Raw genomic sequence first — 19,742 nt, 5'->3', positions numbered from 1 at the left:
TTAATTCCGTGCTTGACCTTGACGTTACGTCAACTAATATACTTGATTTTGCAAGTGAGGAGATTTTTAACCCATGTCATATTCTATCAATGAACTAGCAAAACTAGCTGGCATTTCAACTCGAACTTTACGGTACTACGATAAACAGGGACTTTTAAAAGCGCGCAGAGACCCCGTAAATAATTATCGCTACTATGAAGAAACTGAAGTTGATCAACTTCAAAAAATACTATTCTTAAAGCTATTTGACCTGCCACTAGAGCAAATTAAAAAAGTTATGCAAACTTCACCAGAAACTCAATATCAAGTTTTACGAAGTCAGCGTAGCAAATTAGTTGCAGAGCAACAATATCTAGATGATTTGATTAAGAATTTGGACAAGACACTTGCAACAATGAAAGGAGAAACACAAATGACAGACACTGAAAAATTTGCCACACTAAAAAAAGAGGTAATTAAGAATAACGAAAAGCAATACGGTACAGAAATTAGAGAAAAGTATGGCGATGCCCAAATAGATCGCAGCAATCAAAAGTTCAATTCTCTATCAGAAAATGAATTTTCACATTTCAAAGAATTATCTACTGAAATTTTGACTGAACTAAAAAATTTGGCTAATACTACTGATATCAAGCAACCTGCTGCTAAACATCTGTTTGATTTACACAAAGAGTATTTACTAACATTATGGCAAAAAAACCAATATTCTGCAGAGGCACATAAGAATCTCGCCAAGATGTACATATGTGACGAACGTTTTAGTAAATATTATGAAGAAGGCACTGGTAATCCTGAAGCTGCGAAAACGTTGAAAGCAATTATTGATTACTATGCATAATTTTCTTTAATCTTGATAAATACAGTTTTAAAAAACCTTTCAAATACAACTTCACTAAGAATTGTTTTGAAAGGTTTTTTGTTCAAATATTTTATTTAAATGTTGGTTAAATCAAGCAAACTATAGGCTAGTCTTCATCATCAGACTTAAAGCCAATAATTTTAACTTTCGTGGTGTCCAAGCCATCAAAGATATCATCAGACAGCTTCACTTCCCAACCAGAGACATTGATTTCTTTCAAAGATGTATCACCAGAAAACATCTCTTTCTTTCCATACCATTCAAAAGAGCTTGTATCCCAACTGCTTAAGTCAAGTTGAGTTAATTTTCTATCTTTAGAAAACATATTATTGAGGGCTTCAGCCTTACCCGTGTCTACTTTGTCAAGACCAGTAATATCCTGTAAATTATATAATTTTGCAAATAAACTAGAACTATCTCTTGGGAAAGCAATATTACTATCAATACTTATATGTTCAATGTCAGAAGGCTTAAACATATTCTTCTTAGAAATATGTTTCTTGGCGTTATAAACGACATCATAAATCGGAGTATTGCCTAATTTATTGCTGTTTACGCCTTCTGATATATGTAGCGTTTTGGTACTAGGATCAAATTTCAAAACACAGTCATTTTCTTTAGAATACTTACTAATATTAATCTTCTTGTTAACATTTTCAGTGCTTTGGTTAGTAACTTGCTTTTTAGCAGACTTCTTAGATTTGGCTTTCTTTTTAGCTTGAACATTTTGAACAGCACCTGATTGGTCAGGAATTATTGTAACTGCAGCCCCGCCTAAAATGCCTGCAATTGCAGAACTAATCAACACCTTGTTAGTGACTTTTTTAATGTTGTGATTACTTTTCATTTTTGCCTCTCATTAAAATAAAACTAATTTAATACTCATTAATTGTATATCTTCTATCCAATCAAATTCAATAAGAAAGAGTATAAAAGATTGATTTTTTAACTTTGCTGCACATTTTTTACTAACAGAATTTACAGATTAAAAATATAGATTTAAGCCAAGCTGAAGATTAATGACAACCATATTTAAATAATAAAAAAGAAAAATTTCACTTTAATTTAGCAATATAATTTACTACCTCAAGGTCAATTTTTTCACTATCTTCCAGCGGGCCCCTAATTTCGTAAAAATCAGCTTTTGATTTTTTTATATTGTAAAGCCTTTTTAAAACGTACTGTTTTCCTTTCATTTTCGAAACATCAATTTCATTTTGGGATATATAAAAAGGCGTATCCCACGGACCAGTTGTAGCTTTAACCTCAATATAAATAGGGTTATCATTATTATCTACTGACTCAATATCATATCCTTTACTGTCATCAGTCTCTGAAACATGAACTACTTTATTTTTATTTTTCTTCAACCGACTTTTTTCGTCTTCTAGAACCATTTTCTCACCTAAAGAGCCTATTTTACTATTCCTAGCCGCTTCTGCTATATAGTCTCTCTTTCTTTTAGGCTTAAGAGATACATCCTTCTTAGCTTTTTTAGTAGTTGATGCCTTAAGTTTTTCAATATCAACTTTTTTTAAGCTTACCCCATTTTTTTGTATTTCTTTTTCAGCGGAGTCAACCAGATTATCAATGTTTTTAGTCAGGTACTTATCTGGGTATTGTTCTTGCCTTCCTACAGAAGTATTTCGGCTCTCTAAAACATTTTCTACAATTTCATTTACAACACTATCATCCTTAATGCCATCTTCTATTATGTCATTTAACTTTTTATAAATGCTAATCATTTCCGAAAGATCTGTCACTAGCTCTTCATTATCAGGAAGACTACTCACTTGGTACTCAATTGCAAAAATATTCCCCTTTTCATAGCCTTTTCCTAATGTATGATTAGAATGATTCTTCCGTAAATTTATATCTTCCAGTAATTTGGATTTCTTGTTTTTCAAAAGTTCTTTTTGAAAGTATGCAGAAACCATTTGAATATTTCTCAAGGCATATTTTTTATATTCCGTTTGAAAATATGTATATCCTTGATTTAAAGATAAATATACCTTTTCCATATCTTCCGAAAACAAATACACAAGATAAAAACCTTGTTTCGGACCTTTAGCAATTTTCTTATTAAAAATTCCCAACCATGGTATTTTTGCCCATTGACTTTGACCTGCTGAACCCTTTATAAAAAAGTCTTTGTTCTCACTTATTGAGTGATTTTCATTAAAACAATTTATAAAATTAGACCTAATATTTTTTGCTAAACTATTTCCTTTAAAAGGATTTTCCGTGCTTTCTTTTATGTAGTTTGTCATTATTTCTTTTAAGACATCATGTAAATTCATTCCAAACCTCAAGCCCTAAATTATAAGTTTTTTAGCGATTTATTCATAATCTAATTAATTATACATTAGTTTGTGAGTATGATGATATATTACATGTAAGTACTTCTGAATTTATATAATAAAGTTGACACACAAGCCTAGCACTTTACAGAGTAGATTTTTCATTTATACTTTTCTAAATTTGACTTTCTTACTATAAGTTATAAGTTGCTATGTTAATTATCAAATACACTTTCTCATAAGCATTACTGAACATTTTAGCCCACAAAATAAGTTAAATCACGAAACTCAAGAATTGAATTAAAAGCAAACTAAAAGGACTAACTCCGATTTAATATCTTGAGTTAGTCCTCAGTTAGCAATTAATACACTACTCTAATTTAGGTTCCACTTCATACAGAGTCCTTTTAACTCTATTTCATTATTAAGGAAACATAGAAAAACTATGACCATCAGCAAATACCATGACAGTTGCAACATATTTTTTACCTTTATAAAAGTCATAATACGTGCAATGACCATAATTAGGTCCACCGACCGGACCGGCTAGTTCCCCTACATTATAACTTCTTTTTATTTTGGCATTTTTGGGAACACCAAGCTCACGCAAGGTCTTTTGCGAAATTTTAATTCGTTTTTTGCTCATTCGCCATGAGTCAGCTTTATAATTTTTTAATTCCTTAATTTTGTTTTTGAGTAGCTTATGATATTTTTTTACATCAGTAGTTTTTGTATCGAAACCTGCTAAATGCTCATCTGCCTCTTGATAGAGCTTAATGGCTTTATTAATCGATTTCTTATTATAAGTAGAATACTTCTTACCTTTTTTTACGGTTGCATTGTAGTATTGCTTAATTTGGTTATCTAATTCCTTCTTTTCTAATTCTTTAGCTGTTTCGGTATGAACAGTTGTAAGATCTAAACTTCCATCAGCTTTTTTTGTTATTTTTTGCCGATTAGATAAAGTATAATGCACTTCATTAAAGTTATAGCTTTCTTCTGTTATATATACGTCTTCAGGAATATTCAATTTTTTTAAATCATTTACACGTAAGTATAAATTCTTATCACTAATGTTCTTAGCTCGTTCTTTATCATAAACAAAATTTTCAGTTCCTGTAACATACTTAGAATTATCTTCACGTACCGCCTTTTGTGCCATATCAATCCTCTGCTTTAATTTCTCAAGAGCAGTGAGATATTCTGAAATTTTAAGACCTTTAATTTTCTTAAGCGAATCTTTTTCAATTGATAATTGATTAATTCCATCATTTATAGCTGCTTTGACCTGTGAATTTAAATCAGAAATATCACACGCTTCAGCGGCTGTATCATAGAATGACTTCAATAGCTTATTATATTTTTGTTTCTTTTTAGTACTTGCCTTAGAGCTACTTAATCCAAGGCAATTGTCATCAAGATCATTTCGCAACTTATCCATTTTTTGCAGAGGCTTATCTACTGGATCAATTACAACATCTGCAGCGTATATGACAGATGTTGTTTTTGTGGAAGTAAGCACTGGCATTATTATAATTGTGCATGCAAACAGGACTTGAAGCAATTTTTTATTAATTTTCATGTTAGTTCTCCCATATAGATAAACGCTTTCTACGTCCTATTAAATTCCATACGTCCATCAGTATCTTTAGTGATTATTTGATCATTCGAAAGTCTATATTCTAATTCAACATAATTTGGTCCCATCATATCTACATTAGTATAAACTACAATATCTGCCACCTTAACATCTGCTGGAATCTTGATGTGCTCAAAGTCTGCCAACTTTTTTAAATCATCTTCTCTTAAGTACAGATTTTTCTTCTCAACAATTTTTTGTTGATGTTTAGTTAATGAAGATTGATAGTCCAAGCCGTCAAAAAGTTTAACCTTGGGCGAATCATTCGAAAGTTCTGCCTTTCTAGCATTGTTGATTTCCTTTTGATATTTTTTCAAAGTTTTTAAGTACTTTGAAGCTTTAGACCATGTACACTTTTTCTTACAAAGTTGAATACAACTAACCGCATCATTAATTAAAGCATAGGCGTTAATTCCTAATTTATTCATTTTAGGATATGTTTTAACCACTATTTTGTAATATGCTTTCATGAGTTTATCAGTTTTTCTTTTTTGTTTTGCGGTCACTTTTTTCCCTTGATACATTCTGTAATCTAAGTCGTCAGAATATCCAACTAGCTTATACGACGCAGTATCTGCTTTATTTCCCATATCAAATTCTTTCTGCGCTCTCTCAGAAAGAATATCAGCTGAAGCAACTTGTACCGTAGTAACCATAGGTGCTGTTAGCACTGAACATGCGACTATTAACATTACTAGCTTTTTAATGTTTCTCATTAGCTACCCCCTTGTAGTTAATAAAATAAGGACTCAAAAAGAGCCCTTATTTTCATTTTGATAAAACCTATTGAATAGATTCTTTAATTGTCTTCTTCAAAACCTTTTTGCTTAAGTGGCATTTCTCTAATAAAGCCTTGCCTATCTTTTTTGACGTGTTCTTGCTAAATAGGGCCCAGTAGCTCTTCACTGTTCTACCTGGGTCGCGGTAACCGATTAACAAGACGCGATATTTTTTACCCTTATAAGAAATGTTCTTAACTTTTTCATTATTAATATCTTTTACAGTTTTGCTTGATTTCTTATTCTGCATTGTCTGAAATAAGTCATAGTTATTCTTACCTAACCTCTTATATTCAGTTTTAATACATTCATTTTTGGAATCTTCCCTACAATATTGAAAAAGTGTATTAGAATACGCCTTACCAGCATCAATGCTTTTTTGAGTACCTAATATAAAGAAATAATTCGAGTGTTTTTCATTTAAGTCGTACCATTTCCCTCTAAGTTCTTTAGGTGGGTCTTGATACTGTTCGTCTGCCTTAACTATTTGCTCTTCGTTTTTAACAGTAATTGTAGAAACAGCAATTAAACCCATGCCAGTGCTATAAGTGCCTTTTTTAATTTCATTATCTTGCTTCCTTAGCATAAAAGATTTATGAGTTCTTTATGCTTTTTAATACATATTTCAATTCGAATTTACTTAGATGACACTTCTTCACCAAGTTTTTAGCATCTTTTTTACTGATTTTGTGATTAAACATTGGAGTATAGTCAATATTCTCACGCTCACCCAAGTCGTCCCAACGTTGAATTAAAACTTTATATTTCTTATTTTTATAGCTAGCCTTTTTAAGTTCAAACGTTACACCCATGAACGAACTCTTACTTCCGTCCTTGTTATGCTCTTGGTTTGTTATTTTATATTTGTTTTTACCTAATTTTTTCCATCTAGCAACATTTTTTTCAACCTCAAATATTCCTTGACCCCATCTAATGACAGATGAAACTGATTTAGTATATTTGAACCGAGGAGTTTTTTCACCTGAAAAATACCATTTGCCACGTATAAACTTGGGCGTATCCATGTTCGATTCATACTTCATTCTTGCTGCACTTACAATCTGTACTTGACTAGTACTAATAGTGCCAACACTTGAAACCAAGCTTAAACTAGCAACTAATGTCACTAAAACTTTTTTTAATTTCATAGTATTCTCCCTTTATTCTTTTATATAAAAACCCTATTCCTTAAAATCCGATACCTTTACATCATTCATGATGATTTTGGGTGTTAAGTCTATTTTTTACCCCGTCTCAATCAGAACGCTCAAGCATAATTTAATCGACTAATCAACTAAAATAAAAATTTAATACGAGATTATCCATCCTTCTGAAATTCTAATCGCATCTTTATAACTTAGTCTTAGTTTATGTCGATTACCTTGAAACCAGGTTGAAAACACCATGTTAATATTTGGATATTTGATGTTTTTCCATATAAGGTTTCTAGATTTTGCTGCTTCTTCACTTAAATAACAGTTTTTAGAATATAATTCATATACAAGCGCATTATTTGTTGCTTGAGGAACAAATTTATATTTTTGATAGACTAAAACTCGGTACTTTCTGCTTTTATATTTAATACTTTTTACCCAAAACCTATAGCCGCTATTACTACTAGTCGGTATAACATAAATATCTTTTTTTTCTTGTTTATATACATGTTCAGTGCGATTCATTCGCTTTTTATTAATTGTCCACTGAAGATTTTGTGGACTAAACCATTGTCCACGAAGCTTTTTAGGTATTGTTTTCAGTCTTTTTCCAATTAATTTTTCTTTTTCAGTAGTATTAGCAATCTGAGTTTTTTTAACCTTAAAAGCTAATTTCTTTGTTTCTTTTTTATCTAACTTACTGTTATGCTTATGCCATTTTCCTTCAGAAAAATTTGAATTAAATTTATAGCCTCGCCGTTTTAAACCGGATACTAGAAATTTTATGTATTTATAACCACTTGAATTTGAAGACTCATTTTTGAATGAACCGTGAATAACTTGATAGTCTGGATAAAAAGTAAGAACGTACTTTTCTTTTTCCTTAGCTTTAACGGTTTGTGGATTCATAGCATTGATTGGATTAGTTTCAGCAATACCACCAAAAATTCCTATTACTGAAATAGAAACTAATAGTTTAAGTATTTTGTGCTTGCTTTTCATTTTTTATTTCACCAGCCAAATTTATCATCAAAGAACAATATAATTTACAAATATTTCTCTTCTAATGCTTCTGAATAATCTTTATAAGTTTCATAAGCTTCTTTATTTTTGCCTTTATTAATCAGGTTAATACACTTTTGTACTAAGTCCGTATACATTTTCTGATAAACAGAAGCTTTATTAGGCAAAGAATTTATTTTTGCTACAATCTTTGGTGCAATTACATAATATTTTTTAGCAGCTTCCTTCATTTCAGTTGAAGTCTGCATAAAACCATCTCTAAAACTTCTTAACGTTTCTAATTCATAACAGTCATCCGGTTTACCAAAATAATCAACACATGCAGTGGTCAAGTAGCAACCTGTACTACCATTTGTTTCATCAACCCCATAATTTATAGCCGGTACACCATTCAACGTAGTAGTTTCATCTGGATAAATTTCAACTATCTTTGAACCATTTTTATCATATAAAGCAATTGAATTATCATTTTGAGCACTGACATTATAAACATTAGTGTATTCTTCAATTCTCTGGTTTCCATTTTGCGGTTTCATATACATATATACCTTATGGTCAGCTAAAAAGTCCGGTTTTGACATAACCTCTCTTGCACAATTTGCTAAATCACTGTAACTCATTAATTTTCTCCTTTAACATTAACTAATCTTACTATTGAACAAACTAGGTAATAAAAGCTAGTACTCGAAATTTATATTCAAGTATATTCTTCAACTCTATTACAATAGTATATTGCGTCTTTAGTAATACTTACTTATTCACTTTTGCTGATTATCTTCCGTTCTTCCGTCCTGCTATTTGCAATGCATATTTATAATAGATTACTCCTTACAATGATTCCAACAGGAGGTAAACAAATTGGCATTTCAAATTAAATCGAACCGAAAAGAAACTGAAAATAAGACTATTCGCTTTCCGCTAAGTCTTATTAAGCAGATCGAGACAGCAATTGAAGGAAAAGATGTTACTTTTTCTAGTTTTGTGATTCAAGCATGTGAGTATGCTCTTAGTGATTTAGAAGACACACCTAAAAAGAAGTAACTAAATTTTCCATAGTTTTATTTTACATTTAGCATTATATTTTGCAATACACTTTGCATGATAAAATATGAAGTGCATTTGTTGATTTATAATTAATTAGAGACGTATTAGTCCTAGTCGATTTGATAAATCATATACAAAAACAGCGTTTGATGGCTCAAAATTTTAAAGCCGACAAACGCTGTTTTAGTTTTATTTTAGTTTTTATTAACTTTAAAGACTATATTTATAATTCTATAAAAAAGTACCACAGTTAATATATACCTGTAATTTTCCTATGCTGCTGTCTTCTAGGTGATTGGATCATTAAACTTTTAACAGCAGCAATTGATTTCTGATTTTTTTATTTAAGAGATTGTATTCTGACTATCATTCACCTTCAATGCATCATAAAGCTCTTTGCCTCGCTGGTTGATAATATCTGTAATTGCTAAAACATACTCTTCAAAAGTTGCTTTATCTGATAAATTTTGGAGTGAAATAGTATCTTCTGTAATTCTTTTTGTAAAACTCCATAAGTAGTTCTTATCTAGAAAATCAGTAATGCTATCAAATCTTTTAAAATAATCTTTCTGAGATAGTATAGCTTCCTTCAATTTATCAGTTTTTTTGAAATCATTATTATTATAAAAATCACTCAGTACATTTAAAAAATCATCAAAGAAATCATTGTACGGCTCTTGAGCTCTCTTAGGATTAATTCCACCTTGAACTGGCAAGATATAGAAATTTCCTAGTTGATAATTATTACAGAGTTGATAATATGGTTTGCCATTTTTATCAGTTTCTTCAAATTCTAAAATCTGGCCTTCATTATGCGGCGTACATTTTTTTATAATACCAATAATTTCTAACTGTGTCTTTCTGTCTAAAAAGCGATAGTACTTGCCATAATACTTTTTTACTGCTATTCGATAGGTATTTATCGTATCACCCGCATGTTTTTTTTCATCAAACCAAGGAAAAAGCTTATGATAAATGCTATTTGTTAGCTCCGTTCGATCCGCTTCTTCTCCTTGAGTTAAGAAATCAAATCTTACAGCCTGTTCTGAATCTAAAGCTAAAAAATCTTCTAAAGTTACTTTATTAATTCCAGAATATTCTTTAAGTTTCATTAAGCACCTCTCATAAATCAATTATCTCTTTGAAAAATAAAGTTATCACCCATATTACTACAGAAAATCAATATTCGCTCTTTTCTAGTATCAACAGCCTTTGTAAATCGACCATGTACTTGACTCACAATAGGAATATTCCGCGGATAAAAATCCAAACTCCACGTAATCGCACCTTCAGAAGATGCAGTAAGCGGAGGATATTTCGATCTATTGGCCTTTGAAGGAACAGTAAACTTTAGTTTTCGCTTAAACTTTTTGACATCATTAGCGTCTGACAATCTTTTGCCTCGAACAAGTTCGTATTTACCCAAAAACATCTTATTTTTAGTAACTCTTAGATTCTGAATATATACTTTTTTCATATTTCTCCAAGTAATTCCTTTGCCGTCAAGCCGATTATTTGCAAACGCAACTTCTTTCCATTCACCAGCAATGCTAGAATAATTGCCTTTTCTAATTTGAGCTAAATTCATCTTATGGCTTATCTTGTTGCTAACTGCCTCAACTTTATGAGGAGCATTGCTATTACTATTTTTTTGAATTGTATTTTTTGACTTTACTTTTTTGTTAGTTTGAACAGTTCTTACAGAACTTTCATTAGAACTAGATTTATGATTTGCACTACATCCCCCAAACAGACTGCTACATATTAGCAACCCAGTTATCATCTTTATTTTTTTATTCAAAATATCTTCAACCCTTTTCGTTTTACACTTCGCAAGACAGTTTAAGAATATAACTGTCTTTCAGCTTATATGAACAACGCCTTTTGTCATTACATACGCTTTGACATTCAAATTGTCAGTCATGATGAGACAAAATCTTAAAGAAATGGAAAGTCAGTCCGTCGGATTTTATCTTTAATCTTTTGAATTAATTATTTCAACATGTGAATACGCATTAAAAAAATGAAATAGTAATCAAAAATATATCCACTTCTTTAGCAATATATTTTACTATTTGCATTGCAAAATGCAATGCAAAATAAAAATGTGAGTATTTTTATATCTGATGACGAATTTGTTCTTTTACTAAATAAAAGAACACTCCTTTTGACGCATATCCTTTGACACAAAAAATAGCGAGTACAAAGCCCGCTAAATTATTAATTTTTGTTCCATAAGATTTTCTTAGTACATGAGCTGAAACTGTGTTCAACTCATGTACATAATTATCTGTTATAAACAAAAATTAACCTTAATTTATCTTCATAAAACGTTGATAAATCAAGGTTAATTAATTTGAATGATTCTTCTGAATGCTGATTGCCAGAATCGAACTGGCGACCTTTTCTTTACGAGGGAAACGCTCTACCAACTGAGCTAAATCAGCGCTTTTTACAACGTATAAATTATACCAGAACAAGAAAAGCCGTGCAATTGAATGCACGACTTTTCTTATTTATAGTAGACTACATAAGCTACTGACAACTTTTCCACAAAAATCAAATTTTAGTTTAATTTCCAGTCTAGGCATAATTCTTGCTTGTGTAAAAGTTCAGGTAACTCATCACGGTCAATTGCCTTTGTATTTAACTTTTCACCCGTAATTTGTTTAGTAAATGAATCAATTCGTTTATTTGTATCACGCAAATCATAATAAGTTGTGACAACTTGATCGTAATCTTTCAAATTATCCACAGTAAAATCACGTGGATAATCATTTTCAAAAGTAGTAAATTCTAGTGGCAAACGTGGTTTTAATTGTGGATTTTGGTCAGGCACACCTACTTGCATCCCTAAAGCTGGAAAAGTCAGTTTAGGCAAGCCCAATACATCTAACATCGCCAACGGATGATCATTAATTGTCCCAAGTGGCACATAACCTAAGCCCATACTTTCCACGGCATTACCCACATTTTGCCAAGCAAGTAGTGTGTCATCCAAACCCTGGAAGAAAATGTCAGTAGTGTGAAGTCGACCATCATCCTTACCTAACTGCTGCCTAATTTGTTGATTCCGGTATAAATCAACTACAAAAATAAAGAGATCTCCTTGTGCACCAACGTATTTTTGCCCACACAATTCTCTAATTTTTGCTCGTTTAGTTTCATCAGTAATATGTAAAAGAGTTGCATTTTGCATAAATAAACTTGTCGCAGTATGTTGAAAAACTGTGTATAAAGTCGTTAACTGCTCCTCAGTTAATTGTTGATCTTTAAATTTACGAATCGATCGATGATTGACTTGTTGATCAATTGTTGCATTATGAATCATTTGACTACTTCTTTCCATACTATTTTGACTAACTTTTTACTTTGCTATATAAAACATTATAGCAGAAATATTTCAGCAACCTCTCTTGCACTATGCTAGAATTTAACTGTCTATAAAAATATTAATGGAGGAAATTATGCGTGTATTAGTTATTGGCGGGGCCGGCTACATTGGCTCAATTGCCGTCAAGCATTTAGTTGAACAAGGCTATGAAGTTGTTGTCCTTGACGCACTCTACACAGGCCATCGAAAAGCTGTTAATCCCAAGGCAAAGTTTTATCAAGGTGATATCGAAGATAAATTCTTAGTCAGTCAGATTTTACGTGAAGAAAAAATTGACGCAGTGATGCACTTTGCTGCCTACTCACTTGTACCTGAATCTGTTAAAAAGCCACTTAAATACTACGATAATAATGTTTCCGGTATGATTGCCCTTTTGGAAGCTATGAAAGATGCACAAGTTAAGTATCTTGTCTTTTCATCAAGTGCTGCAACTTATGGCATCCCCAAGAAGTTACCAATTACAGAAGATTCGCCTCTAAATCCAATTAATCCTTATGGTGATACCAAGGCAATGATGGAAAAAATCATGCACTGGGCAGATAAATCTGAGGGTATTAAGTCTGTTGCTCTTCGCTACTTTAACGTCGCAGGAGCTTCAACAGACGGTAATTACGGTGAAGATCACGGACCTGAGACGCATTTAATCCCTAATATTTTACGTAGTGCTATTACTGGAGACGGAAAATTTACTATTTTTGGTGATGATTACGATACTAAGGATGGTACTAACGTGCGCGATTACGTTGAAATAAACGACTTAATCGACGCTCATATCTTAGCACTTCAATATTTAATGAAAACTGATCATTCAGATGTTTTCAATTTAGGAACCGCACATGGTTATTCCAATCTTGAAATTCTACAAGCAGCTCGTAGTGTCACCGGAATAGATATTCCTTATACAATCGGACCACGAAGAGCTGGAGATCCCGATAGTTTAATCGCTAATTCGGACAAAGCAAGATCCATCTTAAACTGGCAACCGCAACATGAAAGTGCGGAAGAGGCCATTGAAAGTGCTTGGCAGTGGCACCAAAAACATCCCAATGGTTACGAAGACAAATAATAAAACGGCTTATAGTACATAGCTACTATAAGCTGTTTTTGTTTATTAAGGTATACAACTCCATATCTCGAAACTCACCATGATATTTTACTTCATCCGGCAATAATGCTATATGGGCAAAATTAAGTCTCTCCGCTATTGCACAACTAGCCCTGTTTTCATGGTCAGCCAATAGGCTAAGTCGATGCAATCCTAATTGATTAAAGGATACTTCAACCAGCTTTTTAACTGCTTGAGTCATAATTCCTTTCTTCTGATACGCTTGCCCCAACCAATAGCCTATTTCCGCACTTTGATTTTTCAATTTAATATTATGGAGGTCAAGCATTCCAGCCGCATCGCCGTTAACTAGAACTACTAAAGCAAGTTTCTTATACTCTGCGGTTTCCCTACGCATTTGCTTAATAAAATCTATTTCATCTTCAACTACGTTAATTTTATCAGCCCATGGTAAAAAGCGTGCCAGTTCTACTCGATCGTGAACAATAATTTCATATAGCGCTTGTGCATGCTTTATTTCAGGTAAAACTAACTCTATTTCTTGGCCAGCAAACAAAAACTTAGCAATTGTAAACATTTCCGTAACACTCCTTTTACCTATCTATTTTATTCCATGATACTACTGTTTTCATCTTTTTTTAATACTAATAATTCAAGGCAGTTAAACTAGTGCTATAATCGATTATTGTAGTATAAAAATACATATCTAGAATTTGGAGTGATTAGATGGATGACGAAAACGAAAATAATAGTTCGGGTTATGAACGAACCTTAACCAATGCCCATATTCAGTTAATTGCACTAGGTGGTACAATTGGCACGGGTTTATTTTTGGGTGTCGGCAACAGTATTAGAATGGCCGGTCCAAGCGTCATTTTAATTTACATGATTGTCGGTATTTTTTTATTTTTATTGATGCGGGCCCTGGGTGAATTAATTGTCTCTGACCTATCCAAGCACACCTACATTGATTTTATTCAGAAATATTTAGGTAAAAATATCGGTTTTATTTCCGGTTACCTGTATTGGATTAGTTGGGTCACGCTAGGAATGGCTGAAATGACGGCTTTAGGAATCTATTTTCAATATTGGTTCCCTCATTTGGCAACCTGGATTCCAGGTCTGGTTACAATTGCTATCCTGCTTTTTATTAACTTACTTTCTGCTCGCCTATTTGGAAATCTAGAGTTTAGTTTTGCAATCATCAAAATTGTTACTGTGATTGCTTTTGTCATTTTGGTAGCTTATTTGGCCGTTACTGGTGGAAAAACCAGTTTTGGCCCAGTAACTTTCGCGAATTTAACTAATAATGGTGGCTTCTTTGCTAAAGGAAGTTCCGGCTTTTTCGCTGGATTTCAAATGGTAATTTTTAGTTTTGTCGGTGTTGAATTGGTTGGCCTGACGGCAGCCGAAGCACAAAATCCTAAAGTCACAATTAAGAAAGCAATTAATGAAGTTCCACTACGAATTATTTTGTTTTATGTTTTAGCAATTGTTGCAATTCTAATTGTTATTCCTTGGAATAAGGTTTCAACTAGTTCTAGCCCTTTTGTACAGACTCTTGCAGCAACTGGCATTCGTAACGCTGGCTCAATCATTAATTTCGTTGTGATTTCTGCGGCCGTTTCATCAACCAATAGTATTTTGTATAGTGCGGGACGATTACTTTTTTCTGTTACCTTTAATGGAAAAGGCAAGTGGAACAAGACCTTTGGTCATTTAAGAAGACAATTACCTCAAAACGGTTTGATTTTATCCGCCTGTCTAATGGCTCTTGCACCCTTTGTCATTATCTTAATTGGCAACCAGGCTTTTAATTTCATTTCGTCCACTTCTACCAGCATGTTTATTATCATCTGGTGCTTAATGCTACTGACGCACATTGCATATCGCAAACAGACACCAGAGACCAAATTAAGTGATTTTAAAATGCCAGGATTTCCTTATTTGGATTATTTAACCTTACTATTTTTTATCATGATGATTATTTTGTTACTCATTTTGCCAAATAATCGTGTATCAATGGTTGCAGCTATTTTGATCTTTATTCTCTTATCCACTGTAGCCAAAATATGGCAAAAAGAAAAAGAGAAATAAAATTTGGTTCTTGCATGTGTTTATCCCTTGTAATACAATTTAATTTATTTATATAACCAAGTCGCCACCGGGTGCCAGAACTTAGTAAACTCTTTAGGTCTTAGTAGAGTTTACTAAGTTTTTTTATTATTAGGAGGAATTATAATGACAGCACTTATCGTTGATAATGATTTTTGGGACCTTTTTCCAGATGCTCAAATTTATACTATCGAATTAAGCGGATTGAACAACCAAATACCAACCAATCAGAGTGATTATCAAACTATGCTTAATAATGCTGAAGAAGAAGCAAAATCATTCTTATCTGCAGCTGATTTTAAGGATAACGAAATAATAGCCGATTGGCGCATGGTACTGACTAAATTTAAAAAGAAAAAGGGAGCTCGTGCCTCAATTGAAGCTCTATTAAAACGAGTTTCTCAAGGAAGGACCTTTTCCCCAATTAATCCATTAGTCGACATCTATAACAGTATTTCGCTTGAGTATGGCGTACCATGTGGTGGTGAAGACCTCGATAAGATAGTAGGTCCAATGCATCTAGGAATTGCAAAAGGTGCTGAAGAATTTTTCCCAATTGGTGAGACTAAAAATGATCCTCCTCGCGATGGAGAAGTGATTTATTATGATGAAGCTGGCGCAATTTGTCGATCACTGAACTGGCGTGACGGTGAAAGAACAATGCTGACCGAAGAAACAACCAATGCGATTTTAATTATTGAAGGCATTACTCCTGCACAGAAAAAGCGTGCTGAAGCAGCAGTAACTGCATTACGTGATAAAGTTCGTAATTATTTAGGTATTGAGGGTAAAATAAACTCATTTACTAAAAACCAATAGAAAAAGGTTCCTAAGTAGATATCTACTTAGGAACCTTTTTAATTACGTGTAAATCTTCGCTTTAAATTTTGCCATAGACTCAATGCCTGTCGCATATGATCAGCCGGAACATAGTTACGGATTGCCCGTAATGTTTTTTTATTATTTTTAGTAGTAAAAATAAATGTTCCACTAGTGCGAGTTCTAATTTCAAATCGCGGAATATACTTTCCTTTGAAATGAACGTCAGCCACTACATAAGTAACTTCATTCCAAGGTATTTGGACATAGTCAGAAAGATTGCGATCATTATAAAATTCGATTGCTTTGTTTCCAACCATGATGTTGCCGTACGAAGCAACTGCTCGAAACCACGTAGCATCAGTCGTCAAGTCTACTTTAGTGTTCTGTGATTCAACCATTTTTTAAATTATGTGTAAAACGTGTAGTAGAACACCAATAACAAAGATAGCGATAATAATAACGATTGGTGAAACTTTCTTCTTCAATAACCACATACATAAGAAAGTTAACAGCAAACCAGCTAAACCAGGAATCAAGGTATCCAAGTTGTTTTGTAAAGTGGTTACCTTGAATTTAGTAAGCGACAATCCGTTACTTTGATCAATCAATGCCTGTTGAATTCCCTTCGCACCAGCAGGAATCGAGTTCCAGTCAATGTACGCACCCTTTTGAAGCGGTGTTTTTGAAACTATTGGTGTGAATTTAATGTTTACCCAACGCTCAATTAGCGAACCAAGGACAAACATACCCATCATTGAAGCTCCACGAGTAACCTTTTGTAAAAGACCACCAGATACATCATTAGTAATTGCAGAACCTGCTTTGTAACCAAATTCTTGTGTGTACCACATAAAGGCAATTCTGATGACATTCCAAAGTACAAAGAACAAAATAGGCCCTAAAAGGTTGCCTTGGATAGCCATTGATGCTCCCAAAGCGCCTAGGATTGGACGAACTGTGTACCAAAATACTGGGTCACCGACACCAGCCAAAGGTCCCATCATTCCGACTTTAACACCTTGAATAGCTTCGTCTTGAACTTCAGCACCGTTTGCCTTATCTTCTTCCAAAGCAAGCGTAACACCTAAAATTGGTGAAACTAGGTAAGGGTGAACGTTGAAGAAAACTAAGTGACGTTCGAGTGCTGCAGACATATCATCCTTTTTTGGATATAGCTTTCTTAATGCTGGAATTAGTGAATACGCAAAACCACCATTCTGCATTCTTTCATAGTTCCATGATGCTTGTAAAAATTGTGAGTGCCACATCACGTTGAAGCGGTCGGCTTTACTTAATTTGATTTTTTGATCAGCCATAATAAAATCCTCCTCTTAAATATCACTTTAATAGTCGTCAATGATATCGCCGAGTGGATCGCCGGTACCTTCATTATCTGAACTCTTGTTGCCATTACCACCCTTAGATTCAAGAGCTAAGTACATTACGGCAAGAGCCAAACCAATTGCGCCTAAAGCAATTAAAGTTAAGTCCTTGATGGCAGCTAAAGCAAAACCAATTGCAAAGAATGGCCAAACTTCACGGCTAGCCATCATGTTAATAACCATTGCATAACCAACAGCTACGACCATAGCACCACCGAGTGACATACCATCACTTAACCAAGCTGGCATTAAACCTAACCAATATCTAACAGTAGATGCTGGAATAGCTAGCAATAAAGCAGCTGGAATAGCAATTCTTAATCCCTGCAAGCAAACAGCAACCCATTGCCACATATTAATTTTGCGCCAATTTCCCTTTTTAGCATCAGCGTCCATAATATGCGCAATACCAGTTGAAATAGTACGTACAATCATAGTTAAAAATAGTCCGGCAACAGCTAAAGGCATAGCAATACCTGTAGCCATACCAATTCCTTTGGTGCCCTGACCACTTTGAACCAAAATGATAGCTGAAGCTACTGAGGCTAATGCGGCATCAGGTGCAACTGCGGCACCAATGTTAGCCCAACCTAGTGCAATCATTTGTAAATAACCACCTAAGATAATTCCTAAATCTAGATGTCCAGTAACTAATCCAATTAGTGTACAAGCAACTAAAGGTTGGTGAAATTCCCATTGATCCAAGATACCTTCCATACCTGCAAGAAAGGCAACTAGAACAACTAAGATCATTTGTATAGCGTTCATTTTTTTGCTCCTACTCTTTTATTTCTTTTGTTCATCCAACAAGCTTTGAGCCTTATTCAAAATTGCGTCCATATTACCGCCTTTATCAGTTGGTACTTTCCGTACGTCGAACTCAACTCCCATTTTTTCAAGTTCGCGGAAAGTATCAACGTCGTCTTGATTCATTGACAAGACGTTATTAGCGTTAACATCACCAACTTTATAAGACATTGAACCCACGTTGATAGTCTTAAGGTCAATACCAGCTTTAATAACTGTTAGAACATCCTCAGGATTTTCAAACAGCAATAATGCATGAGTATTACCAAAGCGAGGATCATTTGCAATTTCAATCATTTTCTTGATTGGAACAGTATGAGCCTTAACACCAGCAGGTGCAGCTTCACGAATCATGCTCTTACGCATCTCATCCTTAGCAACACTGTCTGAAACAACAATAACGCGATCAGGATGCATTGCTGGTATCCATCCGGTAGCAACTTGACCGTGCAATAAACGTGAATCAATTCTAGCTAGAACGTACTTGATATGTCCATCACCAACTACTGTTCCTTCTGGAATAGATTTTGCAGGTTTAGCTACACCTGCACCACCTTGAACTGAAGCTTCAGTTTTTGGCATTAAATCTATTGGTTTAGTTTTAATACCATCCTTAGCAGGTTCAATAATAGCAGTGGCTATTTCTTTTGCAGTATGATCAGGATTGGTCATTCTCTGCGTTAAAGCTTCAACAACCATTGGTAAATTCATACCAGAAACGACTGCCCAGTTTTCGTGATCTTCTAGTAAACCGTTTGCTTGATTAAACGGTGTCCCACCCCAAAGATCAACTATTAACAATACTTCATTCGAATCATCAAATGAGGCAATTGCATCTTCCATCTTGCTCTTAATATCTTCCGGCCCTTCATCAGGCGACAAAATAACATGAGCAAAATTGTCTTGTTCTCCGAATAGCATTTGCGCAGACTGCGCAATTCCATCGGCAAAACCGCCATGGCTGGCTAACACAATTCCTACCATGAGCTTTTCCTCCTTTTAGATAAAATGTATCCATTTACATTGTACACCTAAAAAGAGCTATAAACCGCAGACTAATCACATTCTAATCTTATAATATTATTTATTTAATAAAAATATAGTACAACAAAAAAGAGGATCAATTAAGATCCTCTTTTCTTGTACTTTGCTCCGGCTGTCAGACTCGAACTGACGACATCTTGATTAACAGTCAAGCGCTCTACCAACTGAGCTAAGCCGGAATATTAAAAAAGCACGGCAGCGTCCTACCCTCGCAGGCAGTCTCCCACCAACTACTCTCGGCGTGAAGAAGCTTAACTGCTGTGTTCGGCATGGTTACAGGTGTTTCCTTCTTGCTATTGCCACCGTACTTTTTT

At 33.8% G+C, this 19,742-nt stretch carries 21 protein-coding genes, 2 tRNA genes and 1 rRNA gene; 5 read left to right on the top strand and 19 right to left on the bottom strand.

From position 1 onward, the window contains the following. Positions 1 to 73 precede the first annotated feature (73 nt). Positions 74 to 838, top strand: a complete 765-nt coding sequence (locus tag F5ESL0263_RS01530) for a MerR family transcriptional regulator (protein ID WP_122034346.1) — start codon at positions 74 to 76, stop codon at positions 836 to 838. 127 nt (positions 839 to 965) lie between these two features. On the opposite strand, the gene F5ESL0263_RS01525 is transcribed toward F5ESL0263_RS01530, so the two are convergent. The 8 genes from F5ESL0263_RS01525 to F5ESL0263_RS01490 form a co-directional block, all read right to left on the bottom strand. Further along, the gene (locus F5ESL0263_RS01525; RefSeq protein ID WP_122034344.1) at positions 966 to 1,706 is read right to left on the bottom strand and encodes a BspA family leucine-rich repeat surface protein; all 741 of its coding nucleotides are present in this window, start codon (positions 1,704 to 1,706) and stop codon (positions 966 to 968) included. A 208-nt stretch (positions 1,707 to 1,914) separates the two neighbouring features. Beyond that, positions 1,915 to 3,159: an MrcB family domain-containing protein gene (locus F5ESL0263_RS01520; protein WP_122034343.1), complete on the bottom strand. Its 1,245-nt coding sequence runs from the start codon at positions 3,157 to 3,159 to the stop codon at positions 1,915 to 1,917. Between the two features lie 424 nt (positions 3,160 to 3,583). Further along, complete coding sequence (locus F5ESL0263_RS01515) at positions 3,584 to 4,741, bottom strand: hypothetical protein (protein ID WP_122034341.1); 1,158 nt, start codon at positions 4,739 to 4,741, stop codon at positions 3,584 to 3,586. A 29-nt stretch (positions 4,742 to 4,770) separates the two neighbouring features. Beyond that, positions 4,771 to 5,514, bottom strand: coding sequence for a hypothetical protein (locus F5ESL0263_RS01510; RefSeq protein ID WP_122034339.1), 744 nt, complete (start codon positions 5,512 to 5,514; stop codon positions 4,771 to 4,773). A 67-nt stretch (positions 5,515 to 5,581) separates the two neighbouring features. After that, positions 5,582 to 6,163 (bottom strand): hypothetical protein, encoded by a 582-nt coding sequence (locus F5ESL0263_RS01505; RefSeq protein ID WP_122034337.1) that lies wholly within the window; start codon positions 6,161 to 6,163, stop codon positions 5,582 to 5,584. Positions 6,164 to 6,170: 7 nt separating this feature from the next. Beyond that, on the bottom strand, positions 6,171 to 6,725 hold the full coding sequence (locus F5ESL0263_RS01500) for a hypothetical protein (RefSeq protein ID WP_122034336.1): 555 nt from the start codon (positions 6,723 to 6,725) through the stop codon (positions 6,171 to 6,173). Between the two features lie 159 nt (positions 6,726 to 6,884). Beyond that, a complete protein-coding gene (locus F5ESL0263_RS01495; protein WP_122034334.1) occupies positions 6,885 to 7,733 on the bottom strand; it encodes a hypothetical protein in 849 nt (282 codons plus the stop codon). A gap of 44 nt (positions 7,734 to 7,777) precedes the next feature. Further along, positions 7,778 to 8,374 (bottom strand): CFI-box-CTERM domain-containing protein, encoded by a 597-nt coding sequence (locus F5ESL0263_RS01490; RefSeq protein WP_122034332.1) that lies wholly within the window; start codon positions 8,372 to 8,374, stop codon positions 7,778 to 7,780. A gap of 238 nt (positions 8,375 to 8,612) precedes the next feature. Here F5ESL0263_RS01490 and F5ESL0263_RS01485 point away from each other — a divergent pair, with 238 nt between their 5' ends. Beyond that, positions 8,613 to 8,795, top strand: a complete 183-nt coding sequence (locus F5ESL0263_RS01485) for a YlcI/YnfO family protein (RefSeq protein ID WP_122034330.1) — start codon at positions 8,613 to 8,615, stop codon at positions 8,793 to 8,795. Between the two features lie 347 nt (positions 8,796 to 9,142). On the opposite strand, the gene F5ESL0263_RS01480 is transcribed toward F5ESL0263_RS01485, so the two are convergent. The 4 genes from F5ESL0263_RS01480 to F5ESL0263_RS01465 all read right to left on the bottom strand — a co-directional run bounded on the left by F5ESL0263_RS01480 (position 9,143) and on the right by F5ESL0263_RS01465 (position 12,129). Next, on the bottom strand, positions 9,143 to 9,910 hold the full coding sequence (locus tag F5ESL0263_RS01480) for a hypothetical protein (protein WP_122034328.1): 768 nt from the start codon (positions 9,908 to 9,910) through the stop codon (positions 9,143 to 9,145). Between the two features lie 17 nt (positions 9,911 to 9,927). After that, a complete protein-coding gene (locus tag F5ESL0263_RS01475) occupies positions 9,928 to 10,599 on the bottom strand; it encodes a DUF6287 domain-containing protein (RefSeq protein WP_122034326.1) in 672 nt (223 codons plus the stop codon). A 573-nt stretch (positions 10,600 to 11,172) separates the two neighbouring features. Then, positions 11,173 to 11,245 (bottom strand) — tRNA-Thr (locus F5ESL0263_RS01470). A 119-nt stretch (positions 11,246 to 11,364) separates the two neighbouring features. Then, on the bottom strand, positions 11,365 to 12,129 hold the full coding sequence (locus tag F5ESL0263_RS01465) for an NADPH-dependent oxidoreductase (protein ID WP_122034325.1): 765 nt from the start codon (positions 12,127 to 12,129) through the stop codon (positions 11,365 to 11,367). A 136-nt stretch (positions 12,130 to 12,265) separates the two neighbouring features. Here F5ESL0263_RS01465 and galE point away from each other — a divergent pair, with 136 nt between their 5' ends. Beyond that, positions 12,266 to 13,258: a UDP-glucose 4-epimerase GalE gene (galE, locus tag F5ESL0263_RS01460; RefSeq protein ID WP_122034323.1), complete on the top strand. Its 993-nt coding sequence runs from the start codon at positions 12,266 to 12,268 to the stop codon at positions 13,256 to 13,258. 25 nt (positions 13,259 to 13,283) lie between these two features. On the opposite strand, the gene F5ESL0263_RS01455 is transcribed toward galE, so the two are convergent. Next, complete coding sequence (locus tag F5ESL0263_RS01455; RefSeq protein ID WP_122034322.1) at positions 13,284 to 13,835, bottom strand: GNAT family N-acetyltransferase; 552 nt, start codon at positions 13,833 to 13,835, stop codon at positions 13,284 to 13,286. A 149-nt stretch (positions 13,836 to 13,984) separates the two neighbouring features. On the opposite strand from F5ESL0263_RS01455, the gene F5ESL0263_RS01450 reads away from it, so the two are divergent. Then, complete coding sequence (locus F5ESL0263_RS01450) at positions 13,985 to 15,355, top strand: amino acid permease (protein ID WP_122034320.1); 1,371 nt, start codon at positions 13,985 to 13,987, stop codon at positions 15,353 to 15,355. Between the two features lie 144 nt (positions 15,356 to 15,499). After that, on the top strand, positions 15,500 to 16,192 hold the full coding sequence (locus F5ESL0263_RS01445; RefSeq protein ID WP_122034318.1) for a B3/4 domain-containing protein: 693 nt from the start codon (positions 15,500 to 15,502) through the stop codon (positions 16,190 to 16,192). 38 nt (positions 16,193 to 16,230) lie between these two features. Here F5ESL0263_RS01445 and F5ESL0263_RS01440 read toward each other — a convergent pair whose 3' ends face one another. From F5ESL0263_RS01440 to rrf, 6 genes are all read right to left on the bottom strand, one after another. Further along, the gene (locus tag F5ESL0263_RS01440) at positions 16,231 to 16,593 is read right to left on the bottom strand and encodes a DUF956 family protein (RefSeq protein WP_109715127.1); all 363 of its coding nucleotides are present in this window, start codon (positions 16,591 to 16,593) and stop codon (positions 16,231 to 16,233) included. Between the two features lie 3 nt (positions 16,594 to 16,596). Beyond that, positions 16,597 to 17,511, bottom strand: a complete 915-nt coding sequence (locus F5ESL0263_RS01435; RefSeq protein ID WP_122034316.1) for a PTS system mannose/fructose/sorbose family transporter subunit IID — start codon at positions 17,509 to 17,511, stop codon at positions 16,597 to 16,599. Between the two features lie 27 nt (positions 17,512 to 17,538). After that, the gene (locus F5ESL0263_RS01430) at positions 17,539 to 18,345 is read right to left on the bottom strand and encodes a PTS mannose/fructose/sorbose transporter subunit IIC (protein ID WP_046306072.1); all 807 of its coding nucleotides are present in this window, start codon (positions 18,343 to 18,345) and stop codon (positions 17,539 to 17,541) included. Between the two features lie 18 nt (positions 18,346 to 18,363). Continuing rightward, positions 18,364 to 19,368 (bottom strand): mannose/fructose/sorbose PTS transporter subunit IIA, encoded by a 1,005-nt coding sequence (locus tag F5ESL0263_RS01425; RefSeq protein ID WP_122034314.1) that lies wholly within the window; start codon positions 19,366 to 19,368, stop codon positions 18,364 to 18,366. A 166-nt stretch (positions 19,369 to 19,534) separates the two neighbouring features. Beyond that, positions 19,535 to 19,607: transfer RNA gene (locus F5ESL0263_RS01420), tRNA-Asn, on the bottom strand. 11 nt (positions 19,608 to 19,618) lie between these two features. Further along, a 5S ribosomal RNA gene (gene rrf / locus F5ESL0263_RS01415) occupies positions 19,619 to 19,735 on the bottom strand. Positions 19,736 to 19,742: the final 7 nt, after the last annotated feature.

This window comes from Lactobacillus sp. ESL0263 (assembly GCF_003692845.1).
Taxonomy (GTDB): Bacteria; Bacillota; Bacilli; order Lactobacillales; family Lactobacillaceae; genus Lactobacillus; species Lactobacillus apis.
This window is presented reverse-complemented; position numbering and strand designations above follow the sequence as displayed.

Coding starts and splice junctions, on each gene's coding strand:
- F5ESL0263_RS01495 (WP_122034334.1), bottom strand. CDS start 7,733: ATGAAAAGCAAGCACAAAATACTTAAACTATTAGTTTCTATTTCAGTA.
- galE (WP_122034323.1), top strand. CDS start 12,266: ATGCGTGTATTAGTTATTGGCGGGGCCGGCTACATTGGCTCAATTGCC.
- F5ESL0263_RS01530 (WP_122034346.1), top strand. CDS start 74: ATGTCATATTCTATCAATGAACTAGCAAAACTAGCTGGCATTTCAACT.
- F5ESL0263_RS01440 (WP_109715127.1), bottom strand. CDS start 16,593: ATGGTTGAATCACAGAACACTAAAGTAGACTTGACGACTGATGCTACG.
- F5ESL0263_RS01425 (WP_122034314.1), bottom strand. CDS start 19,368: ATGGTAGGAATTGTGTTAGCCAGCCATGGCGGTTTTGCCGATGGAATT.
- F5ESL0263_RS01520 (WP_122034343.1), bottom strand. CDS start 3,159: ATGAATTTACATGATGTCTTAAAAGAAATAATGACAAACTACATAAAA.
- F5ESL0263_RS01450 (WP_122034320.1), top strand. CDS start 13,985: ATGGATGACGAAAACGAAAATAATAGTTCGGGTTATGAACGAACCTTA.
- F5ESL0263_RS01490 (WP_122034332.1), bottom strand. CDS start 8,374: ATGAGTTACAGTGATTTAGCAAATTGTGCAAGAGAGGTTATGTCAAAA.
- F5ESL0263_RS01455 (WP_122034322.1), bottom strand. CDS start 13,835: ATGTTTACAATTGCTAAGTTTTTGTTTGCTGGCCAAGAAATAGAGTTA.
- F5ESL0263_RS01515 (WP_122034341.1), bottom strand. CDS start 4,741: ATGAAAATTAATAAAAAATTGCTTCAAGTCCTGTTTGCATGCACAATT.
- F5ESL0263_RS01505 (WP_122034337.1), bottom strand. CDS start 6,163: ATGCTAAGGAAGCAAGATAATGAAATTAAAAAAGGCACTTATAGCACT.
- F5ESL0263_RS01525 (WP_122034344.1), bottom strand. CDS start 1,706: ATGAAAAGTAATCACAACATTAAAAAAGTCACTAACAAGGTGTTGATT.
- F5ESL0263_RS01465 (WP_122034325.1), bottom strand. CDS start 12,129: ATGATTCATAATGCAACAATTGATCAACAAGTCAATCATCGATCGATT.
- F5ESL0263_RS01480 (WP_122034328.1), bottom strand. CDS start 9,910: ATGAAACTTAAAGAATATTCTGGAATTAATAAAGTAACTTTAGAAGAT.
- F5ESL0263_RS01510 (WP_122034339.1), bottom strand. CDS start 5,514: ATGAGAAACATTAAAAAGCTAGTAATGTTAATAGTCGCATGTTCAGTG.
- F5ESL0263_RS01500 (WP_122034336.1), bottom strand. CDS start 6,725: ATGAAATTAAAAAAAGTTTTAGTGACATTAGTTGCTAGTTTAAGCTTG.
- F5ESL0263_RS01435 (WP_122034316.1), bottom strand. CDS start 17,511: ATGGCTGATCAAAAAATCAAATTAAGTAAAGCCGACCGCTTCAACGTG.
- F5ESL0263_RS01445 (WP_122034318.1), top strand. CDS start 15,500: ATGACAGCACTTATCGTTGATAATGATTTTTGGGACCTTTTTCCAGAT.
- F5ESL0263_RS01430 (WP_046306072.1), bottom strand. CDS start 18,345: ATGAACGCTATACAAATGATCTTAGTTGTTCTAGTTGCCTTTCTTGCA.